This is a genomic window from Paraferrimonas sp. SM1919 (genome assembly GCF_010993985.1).
Taxonomy (GTDB): Bacteria; Pseudomonadota; Gammaproteobacteria; order Enterobacterales; family Shewanellaceae; genus SM1919.
The window spans coordinates 229,011-239,547 of record NZ_WINH01000002.1; the positions used below are offsets into that span (position 1 = coordinate 229,011).

The window sequence follows — 10,537 nt, forward strand, 5'->3', positions numbered from 1 at the left end:
AGCCTCCTTTTTTATTACTGAGTAGATTGCTGATTAGCTTTGCTGACAAACCAGAGTACAGGAAAGCCAATTATGGCCGCGCCACTAAAGAACCAAATGTAACCGTAAGCATCGACAAACTCCCCCGAGAAACCGGCGACAAATTTAGGAAACAGCAACATGATAGACGACAAGATGGCGTACTGACTGGCACTGTAGCCCTCAGAGGTTAAGCTAGATAAATAGGCAATAAAAGCAGCGGTGGCGACCCCTGCCGAAAAGTTATCAACACTGATGATCAGTGCTAATAACTGCATTTGATAGCCAACATGGGCCTGCAGCGCAAATAATAGATTAGTAATGGCAACTAATAATGCCCCTAAATATAAAATCTTGTGAGTGCCATACCTTAATACTAATACTCCGCCAGCAGCACCACCGACTAGGGTCATGATTACCCCAAAGACTTTAGATAAGGTAGCAATTTCCTGCTTGCTAAAGCCCATGTCAACGTAAAATACATTGGCCATAATGCCCATCACAATGTCAGAAATACGGTAAGTACAAATCAGCAATAGGATCCATAGCGCCTGCTTACCAAAGCGTTGCCAAAATAATTGGAAGGGCTCGACAAATATGCGCACTAGCCATGGTAAATCAGAACGGCTAACTACATTTTTATGTTTCGGCTCACTAACAAACAGCGTTGTTATAATGCCAATCAACATTAATGCGGCCATACCAATATAGCTTTGTTGCCAAGCAATTAAGTTATAGTCATCATTGTCAGGGCTAACCCAGGCAGCAAAGGTCAGGGCACCAGCGGTGGCTATGATCATCGCGGTACGATAACCCGCTTGGTAGGCGGCTGCCATGGCACCTTGTAATTTGTTCTCAGCGGATTCGATTCTAAAACCGTCAATGACAATATCTTGGGTGGCCGAAGCAAACGCTAACAACAATGCTGCCAATGCCATTGTCTGCAATTGCAATTGGGGATCTTGCTGGCTCATAATTAAAATGGCGATAATAACCACAAGTTGCGCAAGCAACATCCAGCTTCGCCTTTGCCCTAATAAACGATTTAGGATAGGCAGTTTAATGCGGTCAACTAAGGGAGCCCATAGAAATTTAAAGCCATAAATGGCAGCAATCCAACTGAAATAGCCAATCTCACTACGACTGACTCCTGCCTCTCTTAACCAAAAAGATAGGGTGGAAAATACCAGCATTAGTGGCAAACCAGCGGCAAAGCCTAACAGTAATAAACTGATGACTTTTCTATGTCCGTATACTTTAAATCCCGATAAAGCACTCATATTTTTAATAATGTCGCTTTAATTAAGGTTACTGGTTGCATCGGTACATCGTCCCATTTGGTGCGGCTATCGATACCTGTTGCTACTTGCGACATTTTTAATAATACTTCTTGGCCTTCCACTACCTCACCAAATACGGCATAGCCCCAGCGTTTTGGGCTAGGGTCTAACCCCTGATTGTCAGCGACATTGAAATAAAATTGGCGGGTCGCACTGTGGGGATCGTTGTCCCTTGCCATCGCAATAGTATAGGCTTTATTGCTTAAGCCATTACCTGATTCGTTGGCAATAGTGCCTTTAATTGGGCGTTCTTGGAAGTTGACATCCATGCCACCACCTTGCACTACAAATCCTGCAATGATTCTGTGGAACATGGTGTTATCGTATTGTCCGGTTACCACATAGTTTAAAAAATTAGCGACTGTAAGGGGAGCTTTAGGGCGATCTAGTTCGACAACTATGACCCCAAAATTGGTGACCAATTCGACTTGCGGGAACGGGCTATCATTAAGGTAATCAAAATCATCCTCAGCATAAGCGATAAAACTAAGCAAAAATGATATGAAAATAGCACAGCATTTTTTCATTATTTGGCACCAATAAACTGCATTAACTGTTGATCATTGACGATATCATTGGCAATTTTATTGAGTAGCTGGGATTGCTCCAGCTCCATATTAGCGACAGACATGCTAAAAGGTCCTCTTTTCTTGGCGTCACCTTTGAATATTTTGGTCAGCGTTTTATTTTCCTTTCTGACTGTGATTTTAAGTTCAATGATGGTGTTGGCTTGGTAGTCTACAGTTCCTTGCTCGACTTTAGTGCGCCAGTTGCTAATTTCGACTTTTGCCCTTGCTTTTGAGGTTGGGCTAAAACTGATCCCTTTAGCTTTTAGGCTGCGGCTTATTAAGCTGCGGATGACTTCTACAGGAGCAACATTGGCTTCAATTAATTGCGGAGCAGAATTGCTTCTATGTACTTGTATCAGATGTTGTTGATAACGAGTATCTTCAAAACCGATTTGAAGATCGGCGTAAGCCTTTTGATTGATCACTGGCGTTTCTGGATATAACGCCAGCTTGGTTGGCTTATGTGAACATGCAGATAAGCCAGTCAAAAATACCATTCCCAAAAGTAATCGCTTATTCATTATTAGTCCTAACTATTCTTTATTTTTGCTTAGCATATCAAATAAAGGCTGAGGACGAAATTGCTTAGGCGAGTCCTTTTAAAACAACAAACTTGCCATTAGCTGCTATGGTTTCACAATTACCGAATACTCTTTGTATTTTGATGTGGTAGCTGAGATGACGATTGCCAACTAAGATAAGGCTTCCATGCTTCTGTAGTACTCTTTTAGCATCATTGATCATTTGCCAAGCAATGTGATCTGTAATGGTATCGCCTTGGTGAAAAGGTGGGTTGCACAAAATTAAATCACAACTATTGGCTTCAACATTTGCTAGACAGTCATTCCAATGAAAATGACCGTTCTTGTTTCCATGATTTTGTTGCCAATTATATTTGGCACTGGCGATTGCTGCTGCGGATTCATCAAAAAAGTGTATTTGCGCTTGTGGGTAAAGTTGACCAGCACGAAGACCTAAAATACCATTGCCACAACCTAGGTCACAAACGTTCTTAAATTGTCCGGATGGGAAGTTATCTAAGATAATTCGGGCACCAATATCTAATTGGTTGCCCGCAAAAACATTGGGGTAATTACTAATAGATAATTTGAATTCCGGTACGCTCCAGCGCCTTAATGGCAGGCTTTTTCTAACTTCACCATCAAAGCGACATTCTATTATTCGGGTGTTTTTCCATGCCAAAGTTGGTATCGCATCGCCGATATTGGTTTTAACTCTATCGACTAAGTTACGATTAATAAGTTTGGCTTTGCCAGCGATCAACACTTTAGTGCCATGCGATAAACATTGACTCAATTTTCGTAATTGTGAGTCAAGTTGATTTAAATTTTTTGGCAATTTCAACAGGACTAAATCAATATCAGTAGGCCAATCCTGGTCAATGTCGAACCAAGTTAATTGGTGTTTGAGTTGATTCAAGTCATGGTTGCGGAGGCTGGCAAGCTGGCTGATTTTAGAATCGCTATGTAGATAAATCTGCTGGCTTTTAAGGCCGCAAGCAATAGCACCAAAAGCATCATTAATGACCATTGGTCGTTTGGGAGAGCGTTCATTATCTGCCAACCATTTAAAGAGGTGTCGATCGGAAGCATCCCAAGCTTGCAATTTATCATTGCTTCTTAGTGGGTAACGTCGTAATTCAAGGGGGGTGCCTGCTAGTTCTACAGATGATTCCATTGTAATTAGTTGTTTTGTTGAGTTAAGTGAGGCTATTATCGCAGCTTATTAATCTGCTTACTAGCACAGAGCTTTTTTAGACTATCTGTTATTAGTATAGTTAACCCTGAGTAACTCTTTTGTCTGATTCAAAAATAAATATCGAGGTAGGTATGCAACAAATAATTACAACAAAATTACAGCAAGGATTATCGATTGCCCACCTTGAAGTAATAAACGAAAGTCATATGCATGCTAGTTCTGCCGATGGTAACAGTCATTTTAAAGTTATTGTTGTGAGTGATGATTTTGAGGGTAAGCGATTATTGGCACGCCATCGTATTATAAATGAACTCTTGAAAGATGAACTTAAGGGAACTTTACATGCATTAGCGATTCATACCTATACCAAAACACAGTGGCAAAATATGCAGGGTGCACCGTTATCTCCTCCCTGCGCTGGTAAAAATAAATGAGGTGTTAATGAATAAAGCCATAGTTAGCTCGCAGTGGTTAGCAGAGCATTTACAACATAACCCAAAGCTTGTGGTACTCGATGCGAGTATTAAATTTAAAATCCCTGGAGAAATGCCAAAGGACTTACAAGGTATGATTCCTGGGGCTTTGGCCTTTGATTTTGAAGAAAGCTTTTGCGACAGTGAGTCAGATTTACCCCATATGATGCCGTCGCAGCAAAAGTTTGCTGAATTAGCTACTGGGCTTGGACTGCATCAGGACGATACCATCGTTATTTATGATAATGCCGGAGTGTATGCGGCTGCACGGGCTTGGTGGATGTTTAAAGCCATGGGGCATAAACCAGTATATGTTCTGCAAGGCGGCTTACCAAGCTGGAAGGCTGCGGGCTATAAGGTGGTAGAGCAGCATGCAACCCCACAGCCAGCGTTGATCAAATACCAAACCACGTTGATCCCTAATCGATTTGTTGATGCCCAGCAAGTTGCCAATATTTCTAAATCAAAATCCGCAGTCATTATTGATGCAAGGGCGAGTGCCCGCTTTAATGGGCAGCAGGCTGAAACAAGAGTCGGCCTCCGTTCTGGTTGTATCCCTAACTCTTATAATATTCCTTATACCGAATTTCTTGAGTGTGGCAGCCTTAAAAATAAAGATCAGCTAAAGCCGATCATTGCGTCCATTTCACCAGATTTGCTGAGACCTCTGGTGTTTAGTTGTGGTTCAGGCTTAACCGCTTGTATATTAGCTTTAGGCGCTTACCAGTGTGATTATCGAAATCTCAGTGTCTATGACGGTTCATGGTGTGAGTGGGGCGCGAATGCTGAATTACCGATAGAAGTTAGGGAAATACCCTAAAGTCAATAGTCAAACGTGCACGCGAATTACCCCCCTTACGTACTCAGGATTCGGTATTTAGCATTGAAATGGGCCTAGCTTCTCGGTCTAAATTCCAACACATTAGCGTTGATGCAGTATCTTGCGCGACCATTGGGGCCATCGTTAAATACATGCCCTAGATGGATATTGGAGCTTTTAGACAGCACTTCAGTGCGGCGCATTCCTAAACTGTTATCCGCCTTGGTGTAAGTGGTGTCTTTAAGGGCTTTATAGAAGCTAAGCCAGCCTGAGTTGGAGTCATACCTGTGTTTGGTATCAAATAAGGGTACGCCACTTAGCTTATCTACAAATTGACCTGGGCCGGTGTTGTTAAACTGTTCATACTGTTGGCAGAACCGATTCTCAGTGCCCTTATTAAAGGCGATGTCATAGGCTTCTGATTTACCGAGTTGGAAATAGCCGAGGGCCTTATAAAATTCTTGCCTTTCTATATAACCTTGGTGGCCCCAAACTTCCTTGCCATGTTCTAAAAATAATATTGTCGGAGTCGCCCAAGTGGGGCTGCTAATGGTTAAGCCTTTGAGTTCATCGGACTGCCGGTAATGCAGCGGTAATTTACCTTGGTAATCATTTAACACTTTAGTTTTTAATGCTTCACAGTAGGGGCAATGGGGTGCATCAATAACTACAATATGTTTAGCCGTTAATAGCGCAGAATTGTCGATAACCTTTTTTGGTGTTCGGTCTTCATTAAATACCACCCCGGTGGAATGATCGGGGCAATAACCATTGGGATTTTTAGAAATGTAATCTTGATGGTATTCTTCGGCCTTATAAAAGCGTTTTAAAGGTTTGATAATCGTAGTAATTTTGCCGTATCCAGCTTGGGTTAACTTTTGCTGGTAAATTGCCGTAAGTTTGATCGCTAACTCGGTTTGTTGTGTGTTAGAGGTTAAAATCGTCGAGCGGTATTGGCTGCCAATATCATTACCTTGGCGCATGCCTTGGGTGGGATCATGGCTTTCATAAAAATGCTTTAGCAATTGTTCGGTGCTGATCTGATTGGGATCGTAACTGACTTTAACAACTTCGGCATAGTTATTAGGATCGTTACGGTATTGGTTTTTAATGATCTCTTTATAGCTGGGCTTAATTCCCCTACCGTCGGCGTAGCCCGATACCGCATCTATCACCCCTGGTAGCGCTTCATAGCCCTTTTCTGCTCCCCAAAAGCAGCCTGAACCCAAGACAATGGTTTGCAAATGATCGCTGTAATTATTTTTGGCAACGGAGGGGGGACTGATCAATAAGCCTAAAACGATTGCTGCTAAGAATTTTATCATCAAATTGACTCCTTGATGGCCTTTAATAGCGCTTTGCTAATAAGACAGGTAAAACCTTAAAAAATTCATTGCTGGAAAAATAGCCAGATTAATTTATAGTTATCTTAACTAATTCAATAACTAAGGCGAATACCTAAGAGCATGACAAACAGGCAAATTGGGCAAGGGACAGCCCCCATCGCTGTGCATACTGAAGTGGCGAATTACCGTATTAAGCAATGCCTTGGCCGCTTTAGTTGTGGTTTTTATTACTTAGCCACCAATGAATTAGATCAAAAAAACTACCTTATTTTTGAGTGGTGCCCGGAGTACGCCATAAGGCAAGATGATCAAAGCCTTAGGGTTAAACAACAGCAGCACTACCATTACCAACAGGGCATCGAGCGACTGTCCAAGCCACAAACTAGCAAGGGCTATCAAGCCCCTTTGGCGATATTGAATCATTTTAATACTGTCTATCAGGTTTATTGTTATTTTTCAGCCCAGCCCATAGAAAGGTCTGAGGCAGGGTTAAAACAGTTACTCGCTGGCATCAATCAAGTGCCGATACTGCATCAGGACTTATTAGATGGCTTCAGCTGTTACTCTGCAGAGCAGGGCTGGCAATTTATTGAACCTTGGTTACAAGTTGAAGATGACAGTTGCTCGTTAAAGCAACTGCTGTTAAGTCAGCTTGTTGAAGATAATGAGTCTATTAAGCAATGGCCACAGCTTGATGCTGGGGAGCAGTTACAAAGATTAACTGGATTTGATAATGAGCTCGCGGCGTTAATCATTCACAGTGATGATGATTTATTGTCCTTGTTTAAGCATTTTAAAATTAAATCCCCAACACCCAGCAACAGCTATTACAGGGCAATGATTGCTGGAATGTTTGCCCTATTATTAATGGTGGGGTATTGGTGGTTACAGCCAATACAATCGCCATGCATGTTAGATAACTCATGTCCGCCGCAAATTAATACTCTGGATGTCGCTGAGCAATTAGCCATCGCTAATGAGTATCATCAGCAATATTTGTTTTTATTGCAGCAGATGCAACAACTAAGGAAGCAGGTAGATGGTGTCAGTCTGCATCCCGAGGTAGAAGCCTTAATTAGTACATTAAACTTTGAAGGGCGATTAACGGAAGTGGCTAAGGTAGAGCAACAGGCCACGTTAAAGTTCCAGCAAGATGAGTATCAACAAGCCCTCAACCTATTTCATCAAGCCATTAGCCAGCTGCAGCAAATGTTTGCCGAGCTAAAATCCTTACCCCAATTAAGCGATCTAAAACAGCAAACCAGTCAGGCCCATAGCCAGCTAGATAAGATTAAGGTGCTGTATTTGCCCAAGGGATTACTTGACCTTCAAGCCTATAGCCAACAGGCTTGGCAGCAGTTAACAAATGATCCTGCGGTCTGGTTGAAGCAGTATCAATCTGGTTTGCAACAGTTTGTCGATGGCGTCAATTCAATTGCTCAAATCGTCAAAGCGAATGGCACCATCCGCAGCAGTTATGAGGCTGCTAAAGCCTTGCCTAAAGCTGCCACTAAAGACCTAATAAGTTTAGCTGAGGTCACCGCCTTAGAAGCCAAAATAAAGCAAAGCGTTTCCATTGCAGCGTTACAAGAGTTTGCTAAAAAGCTTGCGTCGCAGGCGGCGGACTACCAGCATTTAGTTGAATTAAATCAGCGTGCGAAGGTTATCGATAAACAACTAGCAGATTCACAGCAGCAGTTATTAACGGCCCTCAAACCCTTAAAAATACAGGAATTTAATCGAGATTATCAGTCGCAATTAAAAGCACTGTGGAGACAAGGTGAACTCGAAGCTTATATCAAGCTTGGGCAGCAGCATAAGGATGCCAATAACCGTTTAACCGCGCTTGCTAAAAGGCACTGGGGCTATCAGCGGGATGTGAATTCAAAACTGGCCGCGCTAAAAATGTGGCAGCAAAAGGGCAAGTTAAGCGCTGCGGATTATCAGTATTACCGAGGCGCTAGCACCAATGTATTTGCTAAAAAGGCAGAGGATCTCAGCATCCTCACTGGTAAACTAAAAGTCATGCTGACAACGGTTACCGATAAATTACTCTCTTTAGATAATCAGTACCAAGCCCACCAATTGGCTTATCAAGATTGGTTGCTTAATGTCGAAACCACAGAGTTAGAATTAGAGTCCCTGAACCAAGAAATTGACGATGTCAAAGAGGATTTAAGGGGGCTTGGCAGCAGTGACTCTGAGCGTTGCCAGCAGGGCTTTTGGTCCATGCTTGGGGATTCTCTAGAGGTGGCCGCTTGTGACAGTCAATGTACCAGAACCGTTTATGTTTCCGGTTTTCCCTACCAGCAAGTGGATCAATATTGTAAAAACGCTTGTGTAGCCAAGGCCGAAGCTAAACAAGCTCAGGCCGAGCGCGAGCGACAAGCATGTATTGATAAGGCTTCAGATAATTTAACTAAAAAGTGGCAGCTAGAGGAACGCTTAGAGGTTCTACAAGAAGATAAACAGCGCAGCAAAAGGCGTTTACAATCATTAAAGCAAAACGAGCCCAGTTGGTGATATGGACATTAATAAAAAAGAAAAGCAGATTCAGCTATTGGGGGTGTTGATATGCCTTGGTGCAGTTGTAATCATGGTGATGTTGATAGGCAATCAGGAGTTAAGTCTAGTCAGTAAAAGTGGTTGGCTAGCCATCGTATTTGATGTCCATAGTCTGAATTATCCTTTAACCATTCAAAACTTTATGTGGTGTATTTTTGCCATTGCCTGTGGTCAAATTGTGGCGAGGGCTTGGCGGGCACAGCAAGAACGGCAAGCATGCGAGATATCCATTTTAAGCGCCAATAACCAGCAACTTTATGGCAGCGAGCATATTAAGCAGCTGCGCCAGCAACTTGAACAGAGTCACTTAGCTAAAGAATTAATGCTTTATCGGCTACTGGATGGCCTGATCCTGCAATTACAAATTAACCAGCAAGCCAATAATGCCAACCAAATACTCAATAGTAATATTGAGTTGATGCAGCATGAGCTAGACTTAAAATACAACCTATTAAAATATTGGTTGTGGCTACTGCCCACATTAGGTTTTATCGGCACAGTTATCGGGGTGGCCAATGCCTTGGCTCAGGGGGCGAAAATGCCAGTGGTATCGGATTCAAGTGCAATGCAAATGTGGCTCGCCAATATTACTGATGAGTTGAGTTTGGCGTTTAATACGACCTTGTTGGCGCTGGTATTGGCAGCAATAATGATGTTATTGCTGCATATTGTTCAAGGCATAGAAGAAAAAGCGTTGAATCGGGCAGGCTCCTACTGCTTAAACCGACTCATCAATAAGCTACTGCTTAAGCAAGAGCTATCATGAAACGGCGCAATAATCAGCTAGAAGTGTTTTCGGTGGCGGCCATCGATCTGTTTGCCTCGGCCATGGGCGCCTTTATGTTGTTGATGCTGATATCGATTCCCTATTTTGGCAATCTGTCATCGAACCCTATTGAGCAGTGCCCAGTACAACAGGCCTGTCCGGTTTGTCCTCCAGTCCCAGCTTGTCCCGAATTGCCACAACCGAGCCCGCCAACTCAAGCGGACTTAGCTAAAATTGCTGCTTTGGATTTGGTATTAGTGTTGGATATCACTGGCTCCATGGGAGATGAAATCGACTCGTTAAAAAGTGAGATCATTGCAATTTCAAAATTGCTGGTGGAATTGGCTGAAACGCCGGCCATAGGTTTAGTGGTGTTTGGCGATGATGGTTTTTCAAGGCCAATTCAAAGCTTTAGCATTCTTCCAGTCAGTCAGTTACCACAATTGTTAGCAAACTTTAGAAGCATAGAAATTAATATGGGCATGGGCTCAGGGGATAATAAGTTTGAGGGGGAGTCCGTCTATAAAGGCTTTGTCGCCGCCACTAATCTTAATTGGCGCACTGACGCTAAACAGAAGATGATAGTGCTTATAACGGATGATGTCCCCCATGCTTTGCAGCAGCAATCCTTTGCTAAAGCGGTGGCTCAATTTAGTGTCCAAGATCAGCAAAACGTTGCGGTGTTAACCCCTGATGAAAAAGCGTTACAACAATACTACAGGCAGATCACCCAAGGGGGAAAAGGACTATTACTTACCGACTCAGATCAAATACCCCTGAGTTCACAGGTGATTTTAGCTTTGCTAAAAGGGCAATGATTTAAGCAAAAAAAAACCTCAGCTTTTGCTGAGGTTTTAATAATGGTGCCGTCTACCGGAATCGAACTGGTGACCTACTGATTACAAGTCAGTTGCTCTACCT

10 protein-coding genes are annotated in these 10,537 nt (G+C 42.7%); 5 read left to right on the top strand and 5 right to left on the bottom strand.

Going from position 1 to position 10,537, the window contains the following annotated elements; genetic code table 11:
* Positions 1-14 precede the first annotated feature (14 nt).
* The 4 genes from GFB48_RS02150 to GFB48_RS02165 form a co-directional block, all read right to left on the bottom strand.
* Complete coding sequence (locus tag GFB48_RS02150; RefSeq protein WP_163930678.1) at positions 15-1,298, bottom strand: MFS transporter; 1,284 nt, start codon at positions 1,296-1,298, stop codon at positions 15-17.
* Positions 1,295-1,885, bottom strand: coding sequence for a peptidylprolyl isomerase (locus GFB48_RS02155; RefSeq protein WP_163930681.1), 591 nt, complete (start codon positions 1,883-1,885; stop codon positions 1,295-1,297). The genes GFB48_RS02150 and GFB48_RS02155 overlap by 4 nt, the downstream gene beginning before the upstream one ends.
* Positions 1,885-2,448 (bottom strand): YajG family lipoprotein, encoded by a 564-nt coding sequence (locus GFB48_RS02160; RefSeq protein ID WP_163930683.1) that lies wholly within the window; start codon positions 2,446-2,448, stop codon positions 1,885-1,887. Before GFB48_RS02160 ends, GFB48_RS02155 begins: the two co-directional genes overlap by 1 nt.
* Before the next feature lie 64 nt (positions 2,449-2,512).
* Positions 2,513-3,625 carry a methyltransferase gene (locus GFB48_RS02165; protein ID WP_163930685.1) on the bottom strand — a complete coding sequence of 371 codons (1,113 nt, stop codon included), beginning with the start codon at positions 3,623-3,625 and terminating at the stop codon, positions 2,513-2,515.
* 119 nt (positions 3,626-3,744) lie between these two features.
* Here GFB48_RS02165 and GFB48_RS02170 point away from each other — a divergent pair, with 119 nt between their 5' ends.
* Entirely contained in the window at positions 3,745-4,080 is a 336-nt protein-coding gene (locus GFB48_RS02170) for a BolA family protein (RefSeq protein WP_368669037.1), read from the top strand.
* Between the two features lie 7 nt (positions 4,081-4,087).
* A complete protein-coding gene (locus tag GFB48_RS02175) occupies positions 4,088-4,939 on the top strand; it encodes a sulfurtransferase (RefSeq protein ID WP_163930686.1) in 852 nt (283 codons plus the stop codon).
* A 74-nt stretch (positions 4,940-5,013) separates the two neighbouring features.
* Here the strand turns inward: GFB48_RS02175 and msrA are convergent, their stop codons facing one another.
* On the bottom strand, positions 5,014-6,264 hold the full coding sequence (gene msrA, locus GFB48_RS02180; RefSeq protein WP_163930688.1) for a peptide-methionine (S)-S-oxide reductase MsrA: 1,251 nt from the start codon (positions 6,262-6,264) through the stop codon (positions 5,014-5,016).
* 141 nt (positions 6,265-6,405) lie between these two features.
* Here msrA and GFB48_RS02185 point away from each other — a divergent pair, with 141 nt between their 5' ends.
* The 3 genes from GFB48_RS02185 to GFB48_RS02195 are packed head-to-tail and all read left to right on the top strand — an operon-like array spanning position 6,406 to position 10,434.
* On the top strand, positions 6,406-8,808 hold the full coding sequence (locus GFB48_RS02185) for a hypothetical protein (protein ID WP_163930690.1): 2,403 nt from the start codon (positions 6,406-6,408) through the stop codon (positions 8,806-8,808).
* 1 nt (position 8,809) lies between these two features.
* Entirely contained in the window at positions 8,810-9,616 is an 807-nt protein-coding gene (locus tag GFB48_RS02190) for a MotA/TolQ/ExbB proton channel family protein (protein WP_163930692.1), read from the top strand.
* A complete protein-coding gene (locus tag GFB48_RS02195; RefSeq protein WP_163930694.1) occupies positions 9,613-10,434 on the top strand; it encodes a vWA domain-containing protein in 822 nt (273 codons plus the stop codon). The genes GFB48_RS02190 and GFB48_RS02195 overlap by 4 nt, the downstream gene beginning before the upstream one ends.
* Positions 10,435-10,537 lie beyond the last annotated feature (103 nt).